10 protein-coding genes and 1 tRNA gene are annotated in these 17,974 nt (G+C 70.5%); 1 reads left to right on the forward strand and 10 read right to left on the reverse strand.

The features are described 5' to 3' along the window. Positions 1-62: 62 nt before the first annotated feature. From ACGFZF_RS37255 to ACGFZF_RS37295, 9 genes are all read right to left on the reverse strand, one after another. Positions 63-533 carry a Dps family protein gene (locus ACGFZF_RS37255; RefSeq protein WP_393561767.1) on the reverse strand — a complete coding sequence of 157 codons (471 nt, stop codon included), beginning with the start codon at positions 531-533 and terminating at the stop codon, positions 63-65. A gap of 164 nt (positions 534-697) precedes the next feature. Then, positions 698-1,081 (reverse strand): helix-turn-helix domain-containing protein, encoded by a 384-nt coding sequence (locus ACGFZF_RS37260; RefSeq protein ID WP_147979995.1) that lies wholly within the window; start codon positions 1,079-1,081, stop codon positions 698-700. Between the two features lie 109 nt (positions 1,082-1,190). Continuing rightward, complete coding sequence (locus ACGFZF_RS37265; protein WP_393561769.1) at positions 1,191-1,700, reverse strand: CinA family protein; 510 nt, start codon at positions 1,698-1,700, stop codon at positions 1,191-1,193. Further along, entirely contained in the window at positions 1,697-2,395 is a 699-nt protein-coding gene (gene pgsA / locus ACGFZF_RS37270; protein WP_393561771.1) for a CDP-diacylglycerol--glycerol-3-phosphate 3-phosphatidyltransferase, read from the reverse strand. Before pgsA ends, ACGFZF_RS37265 begins: the two co-directional genes overlap by 4 nt. Then, positions 2,392-3,891, reverse strand: coding sequence for a 30S ribosomal protein S12 methylthiotransferase RimO (gene rimO, locus ACGFZF_RS37275; protein WP_393561773.1), 1,500 nt, complete (start codon positions 3,889-3,891; stop codon positions 2,392-2,394). Before rimO ends, pgsA begins: the two co-directional genes overlap by 4 nt. Positions 3,892-3,964: 73 nt before the next feature. Next, positions 3,965-4,789: a helix-turn-helix domain-containing protein gene (locus ACGFZF_RS37280; protein WP_393561775.1), complete on the reverse strand. Its 825-nt coding sequence runs from the start codon at positions 4,787-4,789 to the stop codon at positions 3,965-3,967. A gap of 269 nt (positions 4,790-5,058) precedes the next feature. Further along, entirely contained in the window at positions 5,059-7,854 is a 2,796-nt protein-coding gene (locus ACGFZF_RS37285; RefSeq protein WP_393561777.1) for a DNA translocase FtsK, read from the reverse strand. Positions 7,855-7,981: 127 nt separating this feature from the next. After that, positions 7,982-8,656: a two-component system response regulator gene (locus ACGFZF_RS37290; RefSeq protein ID WP_393561779.1), complete on the reverse strand. Its 675-nt coding sequence runs from the start codon at positions 8,654-8,656 to the stop codon at positions 7,982-7,984. A 250-nt stretch (positions 8,657-8,906) separates the two neighbouring features. Beyond that, complete coding sequence (locus tag ACGFZF_RS37295; protein WP_393561781.1) at positions 8,907-14,399, reverse strand: HAMP domain-containing protein; 5,493 nt, start codon at positions 14,397-14,399, stop codon at positions 8,907-8,909. 285 nt (positions 14,400-14,684) lie between these two features. Between ACGFZF_RS37295 and ACGFZF_RS37300 the strand changes: the two genes are divergently transcribed. Beyond that, positions 14,685-17,333 (forward strand): SpoIIE family protein phosphatase, encoded by a 2,649-nt coding sequence (locus ACGFZF_RS37300; protein WP_393561783.1) that lies wholly within the window; start codon positions 14,685-14,687, stop codon positions 17,331-17,333. Between the two features lie 49 nt (positions 17,334-17,382). Here ACGFZF_RS37300 and ACGFZF_RS37305 read toward each other — a convergent pair. Then, positions 17,383-17,455 (reverse strand) — tRNA-Thr (locus ACGFZF_RS37305). Positions 17,456-17,974: the final 519 nt, after the last annotated feature.

Consider the following 17,974-nt stretch of genomic DNA (forward strand, 5'->3'; position numbering starts at 1 on the left):
CGTTGGGATACGTCGGGATGCCTTCCGATGCAGGTCAACCGGGCTGCAGCCCGCCGACCAGGTCAGGCGCTTTCCGCCTGGAACATCCAGGCGTGCTTCTCGAGATCGGCCGTCAGACCGATCAGGATGTCCTGCGTGACCGGGTCCGGTGCGTCGGTGGCCTCGATCCGCTCCCGCATCCGCGCGATCACCGCGACCAGGGCGTCCACGAGGATCTTCACCGCGTCGACGTCCTTGATCCAGCCCGCGGGGGTGTCACCGATGGCGCTGCCGGAGGCCACCGAGGCAGCCCGGCCGTCGGGGTTCACACCCACCGCGGAGGCACGCTCGGCCACCACGTCGGAGTGCTGGCGGGCCGTGGCGACGACCTCGTCGAGCTGAAGATGGACGGAGCGGAAGCGCGGCCCCACCACGTTCCAGTGGACCTGCTTGGCGACGAGGGAGAGATCGACGAGGTCGACGAGTGCTCCCTGCAGCGCGTCACCGACCGTCTTCAGGTCGGTCTCGGACAGCGAGCTCTTCACCACGGACATGCGTGTACTCCAACCAGTAGGCGGTTTCCTCACCATGGCACGCATCACCCGAATCGGGCATCTCAAACTCCGCCGCCGAACACACCCGAATGTGCTCGAAGAACGACAAAAGCCCCGGTAGGCACCCTGCCGGGCACCACACCGGGGCTTTCGCCCACTTCGGTTCAGGCAGCGACGACGTCCACCGCTTCCGCGGGCGCCTTGATGGTCACCCGTTCGGTGGGCACACCTGCCACCGACGTCACCGACACCGAATTGAGCCTCGGGCGGACCGGCGCGGACACCGGTTCGCTCGCCGCTGCCGACTCGGCCAGTTCGGCCAGCGACAGCTCGTCGCTCACTTCACGCATGAGCTCGGACATCCGTACGTCAAGCGCGTCGCAGATCGCGGAGAGCAGCTCGGAGGAAGCCTCCTTCTGCCCCCGCTCCACCTCGGAGAGATAGCCGAGAGAAACCCGGGCGGACGAGGAGACTTCGCGCAGAGTACGGCCCTGGCGCTGGCGCTGCCGACGCAGCACGTCACCCAGCAGGCGACGGAGCAGAATCATCGGTGGCTCCCTCCTCGGACCGCGTAGCCGCATCCTTCACGCCCCACCGTACCGCCTCGCGCTGCGGCCGTGCGGGGAGCGATGTCGTGTTCACTCAGGGCTGCAAACATCAATTCCCCCCGTTCTGTTCCGTATCCTGTGCCCGCGCATTTCCCGAGAGTTCGTCGCGGAGCAGTTCCAGCACGCTCCGTACGCTCTCACTACGGATTTCCGCACGGTCGCCGTTCAACCGCAATGCGGCCACTTTCCCGGCACCGGCCGGCCCCGCGACCGCGACGTACACCGTTCCGACGGCCTGGCCGTCCTGCGGCTCGGGCCCGGCGACCCCGGTCGTCGAGACACCCCAGTCGGCGCCGAGGCGATGGCGTACACCCGCCGCCATCTGCAGCGCGACCTCGGGATCCACCGCGCCGCGCTCGCCCAACAGGGTCCCGTCCACCCCGAGCAGATCGCGCTTGAGGGCCGTCGCGTACGCCGTCACGGACCCGCGGAAGCTCCGGGAGGCTCCGGGCACGGAAGTGAGCTCCGCGGCCACCAGACCGCCCGTGAGGGACTCCGCAGCGGCCAGCGTGTGACCACGCTCCGCGAGCAGTTCCAGCACCCGGGCGGCGGCCGTCATCGTGCCGGCCCCGCCTCCGCCGCAGCGGACTCGGCCTCGGCGGCCCGGGCCGCCCGTTCCTCGGCCAGCCCCCGGCGCCTCAGCACGACCGCCTGGCGGACGTAGTCCAGACCGGTGACGACCGTCAGCACGACGGCCACCGCCATCACCCAGAAGCGCAGGGTGGCGAGTGGACCGGTCAGCACGAGCACGTACATCCCGACCGCCGTGCCCTGGGCCAGGGTCTTCATCTTCCCGCCGCGGCTGGCCGGAATGATCCCGTGCCGGATCACCCAGAAGCGCATCAGCGTGATCCCCAGTTCCCGCGCCAGGATCACGATCGTCACCCACCAGGGCAGGTCTCCCAGCGAGGAGAGACAGATCAGACCGGCGGCCATGATCGCCTTGTCGGCGATCGGATCGGCGATCTTCCCGAAGTCGGTGACCAGGTTGTACGCCCGGGCCAGGTGGCCGTCGAAGACGTCCGTGATCATCGCGACGGCGAACGCGGCCCACGCCCAGGCACGCCAGACCGGGTCGTGCCCGCCGTCCTGGAGCAGCAGCACCACGAAGCCGGGGACGAGCACCAGCCGGATCATGGTGAGGATGTTGGCGATGTTCCAGAGGCTGGCCTGGTTCACGGCCGCCGCGCCCAGCTTGCCACCGGGCGCCGGCCTACCGGTTCCGCCCGTCGCGGATGCCGGGACTCCGGTCATCTGCCCGCCTCCTCGAAAAGACACTCGGCCACGAGGTCGACGCCTTCCGTATCCACGACCTTCGCCCTGACCATACGGCCGGGAACGAGTTCCCGGAGTCCTTCGGCGTCGGCGGTGACGATCACCTGGCCGTCCGTCTCGGGCGCCTGGTGGGCGGCACGGCCGATCACGCCGCCGTCCTCCTCGACGGAGTCCACCGACTCGATCAGTACCTCCAGGGTCTCTCCGAGTCGCTCCTCCGCGCGCTGCGAGGTGAGCTCCTCGGCGAGCCGGGAGAGGTGGGCGAGGCGCTCGTCCACCAGCTCCTGGTCGAGCTTGTGCTCGTAGCCGGCCGCCTCCGTGCCGTCCTCGTCCGAGTAGCCGAAGACGCCGATGGCGTCGAGGCGGGCGTGGGTGACGAAGCGTTCCAGCTCGGCGAAGTCGGCCTCGGTCTCGCCGGGGAAGCCGACGATGAAGTTCGAGCGGGCACCGGCGGTGGGGGCCTTGGAGCGGATCGTCTCCAGCAGTTCCAGGAAGCGGTCGGTGTCGCCGAACCGGCGCATCGCCCGCAGCACGTCCGGCGCGCTGTGCTGGAAGGACAGGTCGAAGTACGGCACGACCTTCTCGGTCGAGGTCAGCACGTCGATGAGGCCCGGGCGCATCTCGGCGGGCTGCAGGTAGCTGACCCGGACCCGCTCGATCCCGTCGACGGCGGCCAGCTCGGGCAGCAGCGTCTCCAGGAGGCGGATGTCGCCGAGGTCCTTGCCGTAGGAGGTGTTGTTCTCGGAGACCAGCATGACCTCCTTCACACCCTGCTCGGCGAGCCAGCGCGTCTCGCCGAGCACGTCCGAGGGACGGCGCGAGACGAAGGAGCCGCGGAAGGACGGGATGGCGCAGAAGGAGCAGCGGCGGTCGCAGCCGGAGGCCAGCTTGACGGAGGCGACGGGGCTGCTGTCCAGCCGGCGGCGCAGCGGGGCGCGCGGGCCGGAGGCCGGCGCCAGGCCGTCGGGGAGGTCGCTCGGCACGTTCTGCGGGGTCTCGACGGTGCCGTGTCCGGGCAGCGCCACCTCGGCGGCGGCCTGCTGCCGCTCGACCGGGGACAGCGGCAGCAGCTTGCGCCGGTCGCGGGGGGTGTGAGCCTCGACACTGCCCCCGTTGAGGATGGTCTGGAGGCGGGTGGAGATGTCGGCGTAGTCGTCGAATCCGAGGACGCCGTCGGCTTCGGGGAGGGCCTCGGCCAGCTCCTTGCCGTAGCGCTCGGCCATGCAGCCGACGGCAACGACGGCCTGGGTGCGGCCGTGGTCCTTCAGATCGTTGGCTTCGAGGAGGGCGTCGACGGAGTCCTTCTTGGCGGCCTCGACGAACCCACAGGTGTTGACGACGGCCACGTCCGCGTCCGAGGCGTCCTCGACGAGCTCCCAGCCGTCCGCTGCCAAGCGGCCTGCGAGCTCCTCCGAGTCCACCTCGTTACGGGCGCAGCCAAGAGTGACAAGGGCGACGGTACGGCGTTCGGGCATGGACTCAAGACTACTTTGTCCCGGCCGTGTCCCCGCCGCGCAGGGTTCACCTGCGCGACGTGGGCCTCTGGCGTCACCCGGCCTCGGGGTCTCCCTTGGTGTACGAGAGCCGCTCGACCTGGCCGGACTCGAAGGAGTCCTCGATCTTCTTGCCGTTCACGAAGAGCTCGATCGGTCCGGCGTTGCCGAGGATCAGGTCGATGCGCTCGTCGTCCTGGAAGGTCTTGGACTCGCCCTTGAGCAGCAGCCCGTCGAAGAGGAGCTTGCCGTCGTGGGCCTTGGCCGAGATCCAGCTCTTGTCGTCGACGGCGGTCAGCTTCACCGTGACCTTGTCCTTCGGGACCGCCGCGATGGCGCTCTCGGAGGGCACGGGCTTGGGATCGGCCGGCCTGGTCGGCGTCGGCTTGGGGCTGGTGGTCTTCTTCTCGGGGGCCGGGCCCTCCGCCACGGCGCCGGTGGTCTTGCCGTCCTCGCCGTTGAACATCGTGAATCCGGCGAAGCCGACGACGGCGACGATCGCCGCGACCATGGCGGCGGTCCAGTTGGGCCGGCGCGGCTCGGGACGGATGCGTTCCGCCTCGAACAGCGGCGCGGCGGGCGTGGGCGCGGGCCGGCCGCCGTGGTCGGCGTCGAACTGCTCGATCAGGACCGCGGGATCGAGTCCGACGGCGCGCGCGAGCGTGCGGATGTGACCGCGGGCGTACACGTCGCCGCCGCAGCGCGAGAAGTCGTCCTCCTCGATCGCGTGCACGATCGGGATCCGGACCCGAGTGGAAGCACTGACCTCGTCGACGGTCAGACCCGCGGAGATCCGGGCCTGCTGGAGAGCGCGACCGATCGAATCCCGGTCGTCTGCCGGGAAGTTCCGGTCGTCTTCGGGGGAGTTGCCGATGGACACGAGAGCGCCTTTCGAGCGTGTAACCACCTGCTGGAGGTTCAGTCTATGGCTGGTACGAAAGGGTGGGGCAACCGGGCGGGCACATTTGTACGCCATGAGGCTGGGACATCGTCCGTTCCCTTCCTCCAACTTGACGTACGCCCCCGGGAAACGGTTGCCCGCCGTTCCCTTACGAGTGAGTCTCGGCCAGGTCTCGGTACGGCACGGCGGCCCTCCGAGCGGCCTGGCGGGTCCGGTCCGGGGCCCGGTCCCGCCACTCGCCTACCCCGTTACTCGCCCGGCTCCCCCGACTCGCCGCGGATGACGGCCAGGACCGCGTCCAGCTCGTCCGGCTTGACCAGCACGTCGCGCGCCTTGGACCCCTCGCTCGGCCCCACGATGCCGCGCGACTCCATCAGGTCCATGAGCCGTCCGGCCTTGGCGAAGCCGACGCGCAGCTTGCGCTGGAGCATCGAGGTGGAGCCGAACTGCGTCGAGACGACGAGTTCGGCGGCCTGGCACAGCAGGTCCAGGTCGTCGCCGATGTCCTCGTCGATCTCCTTCTTCTGCTTGGTGCCGACGGTGACGTCGTCCCGGAAGACCGGCGCCATCTGGTCCTTGCAGTGCTGGACGACGGCCGCGACCTCGGCCTCGGTGACGAAGGCGCCCTGCATGCGGGTCGGCTTGTTCGCCCCCATCGGCAGGAACAGACCGTCACCCTTTCCGATGAGCTTCTCGGCACCCGGCTGATCGAGGATGACCCGGCTGTCGGCCAGCGAGGAGGTCGCGAAGGCGAGGCGGGAGGGCACGTTCGCCTTGATCAGACCGGTGACGACGTCGACCGAGGGCCGCTGGGTGGCGAGCACGAGGTGGATGCCGGCCGCTCGCGCCAGCTGGGTGATGCGGACGATGGCGTCCTCGACGTCCCGGGGCGCGACCATCATCAGGTCGGCGAGCTCGTCCACGATCACCAGCAGGTACGGGTAGGGCTGGAGCTCGCGCTCGCTGCCCTCCGGCAGCTTGACCTTGCCGGCCCGGATGGCCTCGTTGAAGTCGTCGATGTGCCGGAAGCCGAAGGCCGCCAGGTCGTCGTAGCGCAGGTCCATCTCGCGGACGACCCACTGCAGGGCCTCCGCCGCCCGCTTCGGGTTGGTGATGATCGGGGTGATCAGGTGCGGGATGCCCTCGTAGGCGGTGAGCTCCACCCGCTTGGGGTCGACGAGCACCATCCGGACGTCCTCGGGGGTCGCCCTTATCATGATCGAAGTGATCAGGCAGTTGATGCACGAGGACTTTCCGGAGCCCGTGGCACCGGCGACCAGGATGTGCGGCATCTTGGCGAGGTTGGCCATCACGTAGCCGCCCTCGACGTCCTTGCCGAGCGCCACCAGCATCGGGTGGTCGTCGCCCGCCGCGTCGGCGAGCCGCAGCACGTCGCCCAGGTTGACCATCTCGCGGTCACTGTTCGGGATCTCGATGCCGACCGCGGACTTGCCCGGGATCGGCGAGATGATCCGCACGTCGGGGCTGGCCACGGCATACGCGATGTTCTTGGTCAGCGCCGTGATCTTCTCGACCTTCACGGCGGGGCCCAGCTCGACCTCGTAGCGCGTGACCGTCGGGCCGCGGGTGAAGCCGGTGACGGCCGCGTCGACCTTGAACTCGCTGAAGACGTTGGAGAGCGAGTCGACGACGGCGTCGTTGGCGGCGCTGCGGGTCTTCCCCGGGCCGCCGCGCTGCAGCAGGTCGAGCGCCGGCAGACCGTAGGTGATGTCGCCGGAGAGCTGGAGCTGCTCGGCGCGGGCCGGCAGCTCGGTGGGCTCCGGCGCGGCCTTGGTCAGGTCCGGTACGGCTCCGGGAGCGCGGCCGGGCTGCCCGCCGCGGGCCGTCGGCACCGGGGCGGCCGGGGAGGCGGGAGGCTTCTCCCCCGCGGCCTTGGCGGCGGCCACCGCGGCGGCCCGCTCGGCGGTGACGTCCCGGGTCAGGTCGGCGACCAGCGGCGAGGGCGGCATGCCGTTGAGCACGGCGCCGTCGAGTGCGGCCGCCGCGGCGGCGGCGACGTCCACGGCGTCCATCTGCCGGTCGAGGGAGGCCGGGGCGCCGGACCTGCGGGGCCGCTTGCGCCGGGTGAGCGCCTCCTCCTCGGCCCGGTCCGCGTCGTACACCTGTCCGGACGACGGTCCGCCGCGCCGCGGGCCCGCGGCGCGGTCGCCCTCGCGCCAGGAGCCGTCGTACTCCCCGTCCGCCGCGGCTCCGGCCGCCTCGGGGTCGTACGCCGGTTCGACGATGCCGAGCTTCGCCCCGAGCGCGCGCAGCCGCTGCGGGATGGCGTTGACGGGGGTGGCGGTGACGACGAGCAGGCCGAAGACGGTGAGCAGCACCAGCATCGGTACGGCGAGGACCTCGCCCATCATGAAGATCAGCGGCTTGGAGGAGGCCCAGCCGATCAGCCCGCCGGCGTCCTGCATGGCCTTGGTTCCGTCGCCGCGCCCCGGGGAGCCGCAGGCGATGTGGACCTGTCCGAGGACGCCGACGACCAGGGCGGACAGGCCGATGACGATCCGTCCGTTGGCCTCGGGCTTCTCCGGGTAGAGGATGAGCCGGACGCCGATGGCGCCGAGCAGCAGGGGGACGAGCAGGTCGAGGCGGCCGAAGGCACCGGTGACCAGCATCTCGACGAGGTCGCCGACCGGGCCGCGGAGGTTGGACCAGGTGCCGGCGGCGACGATCAGGGCGATGCCGAGGAGCAGCAGTGCCATGCCGTCCTTGCGGTGGGCCGGGTCGAGCCCCTTGGCGCCGCGCCCTATGCCCCGGAACATCGCCCCCACGGCGTGGGCGATGCCGAGCCAGAGCCCGCGGGCGAGCCGGTAGATCCCGCCGGTCGGCGACGGGGCGGGCCTGGGGGCCGCCTTCTTGGCGGGCGCGCGCTTCGCGGGTGCCTTCTTCGCCGCGGTCTTCTTCGCGGGAGGCTTGGCGGGGGATCGGGCGGGCGCCGCTTTCTTGGCGGCGCCGGTCGTACGGCCGGCGCGCGGCTTTGCGGTGCCCGCCGTGCCCTGGGAACCCTTGCCGGACGTACGTGAGGCCATGATGCTGAGGTTACCGGTGTGAGCGGCGTCGGACACGTGCGCGTCCGGCCTCACCCGTTCGTGTCGCCACGGACGGGGCACGGAACTGACGCCCGCTCACGACGGGCGACGGCACCGTGACGAGGCGTCAGTTCTGCGAAGGCAGCGTGGGCGTGGCGCCCGTGCCCGGCTCCAGGGCGTCGAGGGCTCGCCGCAGCCCGGTGAGCTTGCGCTCCAGGTGCGCGGCGGTGGCGACGGCGGCCGCGTCGGCGGAATCGTCGTCGAGCTGCTTGGACAGCGCCTCGGCCTGCTCCTCCACCGCGGCGAGGCGGGCGGAGAGTTCGGCCAGCAGTCCCGCGGACTCCTTGACCTGGCCGCCGCTGCCGCCGCCCTCCAGCTGCAGGCGCAGCAGTGCGGCCTGCTCGCGCAGCTGACAGTTCTTCATGTACAGCTCGACGAACACCGAGACCTTCGCGCGCAGAACCCACGGGTCGAAGGGCTTGGAGATGTAGTCCACCGCGCCGGCCGCGTAACCCCGGAAGGTGTGGTGCGGGCCGTGGTTGATGGCGGTCAGGAAGATGATCGGGATGTCCCGCGTCCGCTCGCGCCGCTTGATGTGCGCGGCGGTCTCGAATCCATCCATTCCCGGCATCTGGACATCCAGCAGGATGACCGCGAAATCGTCGGTCAGCAGCGCCTTGAGCGCTTCCTCCCCGGACGATGCCCGCACCAGCGTCTGATCGAGCGCGGAGAGAATGGCCTCCAGCGCCAGCAGATTCTCCGGCCGGTCATCGACCAGGAGGATCTTGGCCTTTTGCACCATGCCCCGTCCTCCTCGCCCCGGCGACGGCTCTCCCCGGCTCATCGAGCCGGAGGTAGCACCGGGTGCCGCCCCAGAAGACGACTCCCTTGCGCCGTCCGTCCTTGTGCCGGTCATGGTAGCCGCACCCCGCCCGTCGCCACACCCTGTCACCGAGATGTCACTGTGCACGTAGCAGAAACGTGGTGAGAGACCAGAAGGTTCCCCGTATCCCGCCCTCTCACACGCTTTCGGCGACAGTCCGTCAGCAAGCTCACCTTCCGGTTCCGCGCATCCACTCCTCCATCACGGACAGCAGGTGGTCCGGGTCGACCGGCTTGGTGACGTAGTCCGAGGCACCGGACTCGATCGCCTTCTCCCGGTCCCCCTTCATCGCCTTGGCCGTGAGCGCGATGATCGGGAGCCCCGCGAACTGCGGCATGCGCCGGATCGCGGTCGTCGTCGCGTACCCGTCCATCTCGGGCATCATGATGTCCATCAGCACCACCGTCACATCGTCGTGCTGCTCCAGGACTTCGATGCCCTCGCGGCCGTTCTCCGCGTACAGCACCGCCAGCCCGTGCTGCTCCAGAACGCTGGTGAGGGCGAAGACGTTGCGGATGTCGTCGTCGACGATGAGGACCTTCTCGCCGCCGAAGGTGAAGACCCGGCGCGGGGCACTCTCCGCCTGGTCGTCCTCGGCCGCCGCGGGCCGCTCCCCCTGCCCGGGCAGCGCCGGCCGTACGTCCGTGCCGGCCTGGGCCGCCTTGCGCCGGTGCCGGAACAGCGCTCCGGCGCCGGAGCGTTCGCCCGGCGCGGCGGGCGTGGCGAAGTGCAGGCCGGCGTCCGCGGCGCCGCTCCGGCCGTCCTCGAAGCCGGTCTGCGGGTCCGTCGCGTCCGGCTCTCCGTGCCCGAAGCCGCTCGGGGGCAGCTCGCTGGGGTTCAGCGGCAGGTACAGCGTGAACGTCGAGCCGCGGCCCGGCTCGCTCGCCGCGTAGATCTCGCCGCCCAGCAGGCGCGCGATCTCCCGGCTGATCGAAAGGCCGAGGCCCGTACCGCCGTACTTGCGGCTGGTCGTCCCGTCCGCCTGCTTGAACGCCTCGAAGATCACCCGCATCTTGCCGGCCGCGATGCCGATGCCGGTGTCCGTCACCGAGAAGGCGATCAGGCCGGCCTCCGGGTCGCGCAGCGAGCCGGCCTCCAGGAGCTGCTCGCGGATCGACTGCGGCACGTCCGCGCCGGCGGGCCGGATCACCAGCTCCACCGCACCGGTGTCGGTGAACTTCACCGCGTTGGACAGCAGGTTGCGCAGCACCTGGAGCAGCCGCTGCTCGTCGGTGTGCAGCGTGGCGGGCAGCTCCGGCGAGACCCGGACGGAGAAGTCGAGCCCCTTCTCCGCGGTCAGCGGCCGGAAGGTCGCCTCGACGTAGTCGACGAGCTGCACCAGCGCGATACGGGTCGGGGAGACGTCCATCTTGCCCGCCTCGACCTTGGACAGGTCGAGGATGTCGTTGATCAGCTGGAGCAGGTCCGAGCCGGCTCCGTGGATGGTCTCGGCGAACTCGACCTGCTTGGGCGAGAGGTTGGCGTCCGCGTTGTCGGCGAGCAGCTTGGCCAGGATCAGCAGCGAGTTGAGCGGGGTGCGCAGCTCGTGCGACATGTTGGCCAGGAACTCGGACTTGTAACGCATGGACACGGCGAGCTGTTCGGCCCGCTCCTCCAGGACCTGCCGGGCCTCCTCGATCTCGGTGTTCTTCACCTCGATGTCGCGGTTCTGCTGGGCGAGCAGCTCGGCCTTCTCCTCCAGCTCGGCGTTGGAGCCCTGGAGCTCCTTCTGCCGGTGCTCCAGTTCGGCCGAGCGCTCGCGCAGCTGCTCGGTCAGCTCCTGGGACTGCTTGAGCAGCACCTCGGTCTTGGTGTTGACGCTGATCGTGTTGACGGTCGTGGCGATCAGCTCGGCGAGCTGGTTGAGGAAGTCCCGCTGGATCTGGGTGAAGGGCTGGAAGGAGGCCAGCTCGATCACGCCGAGGACCTTCCCCTCGAAGAGCACCGGCAGCACGACCACGTGCGCCGGGGCGGCCTCGCCGAGCCCCGAGGAGATCTTGAGATAGCCCGGCGGCACGTTGACCTGGATCGTCCGCTTCTCCTCGGCCGCCGTCCCGATCAGCGTCTCGCCCGGGCGGAAGGAGGTGGGCATGGAGCCGGAGGAGTATCCGTAACTGCCGCGCATCCGCAGCTCGTACGGGACCTCGCCCGGCCCGACCGGTTCGGCGCCGCCCGCCCCGGAACCGGTCGGCATCGCGACGAAGAAGGCACCGTGCTGGGCCGAGACGACCGGGGTCAGCTCGCTCATGATGAGCGAGGCGACGTCGTCGAGGTCGCGCCGGCCCTGCATCAGGCCGGAGATACGGGCCAGGTTGCCCTTCAGCCAGTCCTGCTCCTCGTTGGCGAGGGTGGTGTCGCGCAGGTTGGCGATCATCGTGTTGATGTTGTCCTGGAGCGCCTGGATCTCGCCCGCCGCGTCCACGCCGTCGATCTTCAGGTTGAGATCGCCGCGGGTCACCGCGGTGGCGACGGCCGCGATGGCGCGCACCTGCCGGGTCAGGTTCCCGGCCATCTCGTTCACGGACTCCGTCAGGTCGCGCCAGGTGCCGTCGACGTCCCGGACGCGCGCCTGGCCGCCGAGCTGGCCGTCGGTGCCCACCTCGCGGGCCACCCGGGTGACCTCCTCGGCGAAGTTGGACAGCTGGTCGACCATCGTGTTGATGGTGTTCTTCAGCTCCTGGATCTCGCCCCGGGCGTCGATGTCGATCTTCCGGGTCAGGTCGCCCTTGGCGATGGCGGTGGTGACCGTGGCGATCTGGCGCACCTGACCGGTCAGGTTGGAGGCCATCGAGTTCACCGACTCGGTGAGGTCCTTCCAGGTGCCCGAGACGCCCGGCACCCGCGCCTGACCGCCCAGCTCGCCCTCGGTGCCCACCTCGCGGGCCACCCGGGTCACCTCGTCCGCGAACGACGACAGGGTCGTCACCATGGTGTTGACGGTGTCGGCGAGCTCGGCGACCTCGCCGCGCGCCTCGACCGTCACCTTCTTCGTCAGGTCGCCGTTGGCGACGGCCGCGGAGACCCGGGAGATGTTCCGCACCTGGTTGGTCAGGTTGTTGGCCATCAGGTTGACGTTGTCGCTGAGGTCCTTCCAGGTGCCGGTGACCCCGCGCACCCGGGCCTGGCCGCCGAGGATGCCCTCGGTGCCCACCTCGCGGGCCACCCGGGTCACCTCGTCCGCGAAGTTGGACAGCTGGTCGACCATCGTGTTGACGGTCGTCACCAGCTCCAGGATCTCGCCCTTGGCGTCGACGGTGATCTTCTTCGACAGGTCGCCCTTGGCGACCGCGGTGGTGACCTCGGCGATGTTGCGCACCTGCGACGTCAGGTTGTTCGCCATGAAGTTCACCGACTGGGTGAGGTCCTTCCAGGTGCCGGAGACTCCCTGCACCTCGGCCTGACCGCCCAGGATGCCCTCGGTGCCCACCTCGCGGGCCACCCGGGTCACCTGCTCCGCGAAGCTGGAGAGCTGGTCCACCATCGTGTTGAGGGTGTTCTTCAGCTCCAGGATCTCGCCCCGGGCGTCCACGTCGATCTTCTGCGACAGGTCACCCCGCGCCACCGCCGTGGCGACCTGGGCGATGTTGCGGACCTGGGCGGTGAGGTTCCCGGCCATGCCGTTCACGGAGTCCGTCAGGTCGCGCCACACTCCGGCGACGCCCGGCACCTGCGCCTGGCCGCCGAGCCGGCCGTCCGTACCCACCTCGCGGGCCACCCGGGTCACCTGCTCCGCGAAGGCGGAGAGCTGGTCGACCATCGTGTTGATGGTGTTCTTCAGCTCCAGGATCTCGCCGCGCGCGTCCACGTCGATCTTCTGCGACAGGTCACCCCGCGCCACCGCCGTGGTCACCTGGGCGATCTGCCGCACCTGGGACGTGAGGTTGCCGGCCATGAAGTTGACGGAGTCGGTGAGCTCCTTCCACGTGCCGGAGACCCCGTCGACGCGGGCCTGGCCGCCGAGGCGCCCCTCGGTGCCCACGTCCCGGGCCATCCGCGTCACCTGGTCGGCGAACGACGACAGCTGGGACACCATCGTGTTGACGGTGTTCTTCAGCTCCAGCATCTCGCCCGCGACGTCCACGGTGACCTTCTGCGACAGGTCGCCGTTGGCCACCGCCGTCGTCACCTGCGCGATGTCCCGCACCTGACCGGTGAGGTTGCGGAAGGCCGTGTTCACCGAGTCGGTGAGGTCCTTCCACTTCCCCGCCGCCCCGGGCACCTCGGCCTGACCGCCGAGCAGACCCTCGACACCGACCTCGCGCGCGACGCGGGTCACCTCCGAACCGAAGGCGGAGAGCTGGTCGACCATCGTGTTGACGGTGTTCTTCAGCTCCAGCATCTCGCCGGCCACGTTGACGGTGACCTTCTGCGACAGGTCGCCGTTGGCCACCGCCGTCGTCACCTGCGCGATGTCCCGCACCTGCGTGGTGATGTTCCGGAAGACGGTGTTGACCGAGTCGGTGAGGTCCTTCCAGGTGCCGGCCGCGCCGGGCACCTGCGCCTGACCGCCGAGCAGACCCTGCGCGCCGACCTCGCCGGAGACACGGGTCACCTCGTCGGCGAAGGTCCGCAGCGTCTCCGTCATCTGGTTGATCGTGTCGGCGAGTTGCGCGATCTCGCCACGCGCGCTCACCGTGACCTTCTGGGAGAGGTCGCCGTTGGCGACGGCCGTCGTCACCTCGGCGATACCCCTCACCTGATTGGTGAGATTTCCCGCCATGGTGTTGACGGAGTCCGTGAGGTCCTTCCACACGCCCGCGACGCCGGCCACCTCGGCCTGGCCGCCCAGCTCGCCCTCGGTGCCCACCTCGCGGGCGACCCGGGTCACCTCCGAGGAGAACGAGGACAGCTGGTCCACCATCGTGTTGACGGTGTTCTTGAGTTCCAGCATCTCGCCGTCGACGTGCGCGGTGACCTTCTGCGACAGATCGCCGTTGGCCACCGCCGTCGTGACGAGAGCAATGTCACGCACCTGCGCCGTCAGCCGGTACGCCATCGTGTTGACCGAATCCGTGAGGTCCTTCCACGAACCGGACATACCGCGCACCTGGGCCTGACCGCCCAGCTTGCCCTCGGTACCCACCTCGAGGGCGACCCGCGTCACCTCGTCCGTGAACGCCGACAGCTGGTCGACCAGGTTGTTCACGGTCCGCGCGACCTTCAGGAACTCGCCGCGCAGCGGCCTGGCCGCCCCGTCCGGACCGTCCGACCGCAGGTCCATCCGCTGGTCGAGGTCGCCCTCGGCCACCGCCGACAGCACCCGGCCGACCTCGGACACCGGCCGCGTCATGTCGTCGACCAGCGCGTTCGCGGCCTCGATCGCCGCCGCCCAGGCGCCCTCGCTGGCCCCGGCCTCCAGCCGCTCCGACAGCTTGCCCTCGCGCCCCACCGTCCGGCGCACCCGCGACAGCTCGCCCGTCAGGTGCATCTGCCGGTCCGCGACCTCGTTGAACACGGCGGAGATCTCCGCCATCACCCCGTCGCCGGACACGGTCAGCCGCTTGCGGAAGTTCCCGTCCCGCATCGAGACGAGAGCGGCCAGCAGCCGCTCCATGGCCGCCGCGTCCACCTGCACCGTCCCCACGCTCCGGGACCGTCCGCCTCTCGCGCGCGTACCGCTGCCGCTTCCGCCGCCGCGCCGCGCCGCCGTGCCAGACTCCACCGTGTCCCTCCCGAAGGGGTTGACCGTACTGCTCGGGCCGTACCGCTCGCGGCTGTCGTCGCAAGCCTTCCCAGTGTTTCACCGCAGCCGAACCCGGCCATAACAGTTCGGCAGCTTCGCATAACGTCCCCACCCCCGGAGGACGGAAACAGCGATGACCGGCATCCGCCCGGACAGCGAAGGTAAGTAACCTGGCATCCGGCTGTCCAACCGTCCCCATCCGCCCGGCGGGGGGCAGGGTGGCGCGCAGACGACCACCGGGCAGCAGGAGGGGGCAGACCGACCATGGCACAGCCGGGCGTCGAGACGCGTACGAGGAGTTCTGTGATCACCGCGCGGGCGGCTGCCAGCTTCGACCCTGTCGGGCGGTCCGTCGCGACCGCCCGCGCCTTTGTCCGGGACACCCTCCAGGGATGGGGGTACGGCGAGGTCGTCGACGACGCCGTCGTCCTCACCAGCGAGCTCGTCACCAACGCGGTCGTCCACGCGGGCACCTCGGCCGACGTGCTGTGCCTGCGCAGCGAGGACGGCGTACGGGTCGAGGTCGCCGACCGCTATCCCGAACGCGAGATCCCGGTCCAGGGCGGGCGCACCGTCGCCCATCCCGACCGGGAGAACGGCCGGGGCCTGCTCCTGTGCGCCGCCCTCGCCACCCGCTGGGGCGTGGAGTACACCCCCACCCAGAAGCACGTCTGGTTCCAACTCGATCTGCCCGAAAGGCCGATCGGCACCCGCGCCGCGGGACCGGTGCTGCCCGACGCGCTCCTCCCGGTCGCGGACAGCCGCATCCGGGTGGCCGTCGCCCAGATCGACCGCGGCGGCACCATCAGCGCGTGGAACGAGGACGCCGAGGAGCTCTTCGGGTACAGCTCGGAGCAGGTCACGGGCAAGCCGCTCGGCGACCTCGCCGCCTGGCCCCACACCCCCGGCATCGGCACCGGACTCGCCGAGGCGCTGCGCCTGTCCCGCTGGGAGGGCAGCTACGGCATCCGCTGCGCCGACGGCCGGGTGATCCCCGTCTACGCCTCGCATCTGCGCGTCCGCGACAGCCAGGGCGAGCCGTCCACGGTCTGCCTCCTCGTACGCGAGTACGAGCGCGCGATCCTGCAGACCCCGCAGCGCCCCGCGGTCTCCGACTCCGGTGCCGAGAACCGCTCGACCGACCCCTTCGAGGTCTTCATCGGCTCTCCGGCGCCCGACGACCTCGACGGGCTGCTCCAGCGGACGGTGGAGCGCGCCCGGGACATGCTGGACGGCGACTCCGCCTTCCTGCTGCTCGCGACGGACGACGAGACGGAGCTGGAGGTCCGGGCCACCACCGGCCTCCCCTCGGCCCGCCAGCGCTTCGCCCGCGTCCCCGTCGAGACCGGCGCCAGCCGCTACGGCTCCGCACGGATGCCGGCCGTCCACGAGGACCTGGCCGCCGTCCCCGGCGCGGTCCCGCTCCTCGAGGGCACCGGCATGCGCTCCGTCGTCACGGTGCCGCTCAAGGTGGAGGGCCGTCTCACCGGCTCCCTGGGGGTCGCCGCCGAGGGCTCGCACCGCTACTCGAACGAGGAGGCCCTGCGGCTGCAGTTCGCGGCGGACCGGATCGCCCTCGCCGTCGAGTCCGCCCGCCTGGGTGAGCTCGAACGCCTCCGCCGCGGATCGCTCAGCTTCCTCGTCGAGGCCTCGGACCTGCTCGCCGGCACCCTGGACCGGGACCAGACCCTGGCCCTCATGGCGCAGATGACCGTGCCGACGCTGGCGACCTGGTGCGCCGTCTACACGATCGCCGACCAGGCGTCGGACCCGTACCTCTCGTATGTCCTGCACGAGGACGAGGACCGCATCGACGGCCTCAAGGAACTGCTGTCCTCGATCGCCCCGCCGGACCCGGTGCCGACGCCGGGTGCCCGGGTCTGGGCCGCCCCCGGGGACGCCGCCCACCGGGCCGCCGTGAACACCTCGATGCGCGAACTGGGCGGCACCGGCGGTTCGCTGTCCTCCGGTATCGACGCGACGCTCGCCACGGCCGCGGCGGTCGGCGGCGAGACGGTGGTGCTGCCGCTCGTGGCCCGCAACCGCGTCATCGGCATGCTGACCCTGGGCAAGCCCTCGGACGACCACTTCCGCCAGGAGATCCTGGAGCTCGCCGAGGACCTGTCGCGCCGGGCGGCGCTCGCGCTCGACAACGCCCGCCTCTACTCCGAACGTGTGGCCATCAGCCAGTCCCTCCAGCGCAGCCTGCTGCCGCCCGGCCTGCCCGACGTCCCGGGCGTCGAGGTCGACGTCATCTACCGCGCGGCCGGCGAGGGCAACGAGGTCGGCGGCGACTTCTACGACCTCTTCCCGATCCGCGACAACGCCTACGGCTTCGCCATCGGCGACGTCTGCGGTACGGGCCCGGAGGCCGCGGCGGTCACGGGCCTGGCCCGCCACGCCCTGCGTCTGCTGGCCCGGGAGGGCTTCGGCGGCCCCGCGGTCCTGGAGCGCCTGAACGCCGCCATCCTCGACGAGGGGGCCCGCAGCCGCTTCCTCACCCTGCTCTACGGCGAGCTGTGGCCGCAGGAGGACGGTTCGGCCCTTCTGAAGGTGGTGTGCGCGGGGCATCCGCTGCCGTTGCGGCTGAGCCAGGACGGCACGGTCGTCCCGGCCGCCGACCCGCAGCCGCTGCTGGGCGTCCTGGAGGACCTGGAGCTCTACGAGCAGACCATCACGCTCGATCCGGGTGATGTCCTGCTGTGCGTGACCGACGGTGTGACGGAGCGCCGGGAGGGCACGCGCATGCTCGGTGACGACGGGCTGGCGGAAGTCCTCAAGACCTGTACGGGGCTGACGGCCGGCGCTGTCTCCGCGCGCATCCTGCGCGCGGTGGAGCGTTTCGCCCAGGAGCCGGCGTCGGACGACATGGCGATCCTGGCCATGCGCATCCCGGAACCCGATCACCGCTGAACAGCAAGAAGGCCCCCCGCCGTTGGGCGGGGGGCCTTCTTTGTTTCTGAGCCCCCATGCGGAATCGAACCGCAGACCTTCTCCTTACCATGGAGACGCTCTACCGACTGAGCTATAGGGGCCTGTTGTTCGCGGGGTTTCCCCTGCGGCAACGAGAAGAAGCATACCCCGAACCGAGCGGATCTCCGAATCGCTCCCCGGCCCTTCTTCGGAGCCTCGGTCACCCCTCGCCGGGGGAGGTCTCCGGCGCCGCCAACTTTCCTTTTCCCCAGGTCAGTTGGCGTGGGGAGGGAGGGGACTCCTGTCCCGCATGCCTCCGTGCCGGCAGCGGGACACCGGCTCCCGCGCGGTTGTCGGAGGCGAAACGGCCCGGCTGCCAGGCTGCCGGTACGGCCCCTTCTCCAGGGGTCGTTGAGGCCGGCGAGCGCGGACACGGTCTGCGGGGGTCGGTCCTGACGCGGTGTCCGATCCATTCGCCCTGGGATCCCTCCTGCCCCGGAGGGATCCGAGAGATCCGAGAGATCCAAGAGATCCGAGAAGAAGGTTCTGAACGCAAAAATGCCTCAACCCCCGGACATGGTCCGGGGGTTGAGGCTAAAAATTGTTCGGCGGCGTCCTACTCTCCCACAGGGTCCCCCCTG

Source organism: Streptomyces sp. NPDC048338 (assembly GCF_043201055.1).
GTDB lineage: Bacteria > Actinomycetota > Actinomycetes > Streptomycetales > Streptomycetaceae > Streptomyces.

Bases quoted from the DNA above. Each gene is read 5' to 3' on its own strand.
- ACGFZF_RS37255 (WP_393561767.1), bottom strand. From the start codon at position 533: ATGTCCGTGGTGAAGAGCTCGCTGTCCGAGACCGACCTGAAGACGGTC.
- ACGFZF_RS37260 (WP_147979995.1), bottom strand. From the start codon at position 1,081: ATGATTCTGCTCCGTCGCCTGCTGGGTGACGTGCTGCGTCGGCAGCGC.
- ACGFZF_RS37265 (WP_393561769.1), bottom strand. From the start codon at position 1,700: ATGACGGCCGCCGCCCGGGTGCTGGAACTGCTCGCGGAGCGTGGTCAC.
- pgsA (WP_393561771.1), bottom strand. From the start codon at position 2,395: ATGACCGGAGTCCCGGCATCCGCGACGGGCGGAACCGGTAGGCCGGCG.
- rimO (WP_393561773.1), bottom strand. From the start codon at position 3,891: ATGCCCGAACGCCGTACCGTCGCCCTTGTCACTCTTGGCTGCGCCCGT.
- ACGFZF_RS37285 (WP_393561777.1), bottom strand. From the start codon at position 7,854: ATGGCCTCACGTACGTCCGGCAAGGGTTCCCAGGGCACGGCGGGCACC.
- ACGFZF_RS37290 (WP_393561779.1), bottom strand. From the start codon at position 8,656: ATGGTGCAAAAGGCCAAGATCCTCCTGGTCGATGACCGGCCGGAGAAT.
- ACGFZF_RS37300 (WP_393561783.1), top strand. From the start codon at position 14,685: ATGGCACAGCCGGGCGTCGAGACGCGTACGAGGAGTTCTGTGATCACC.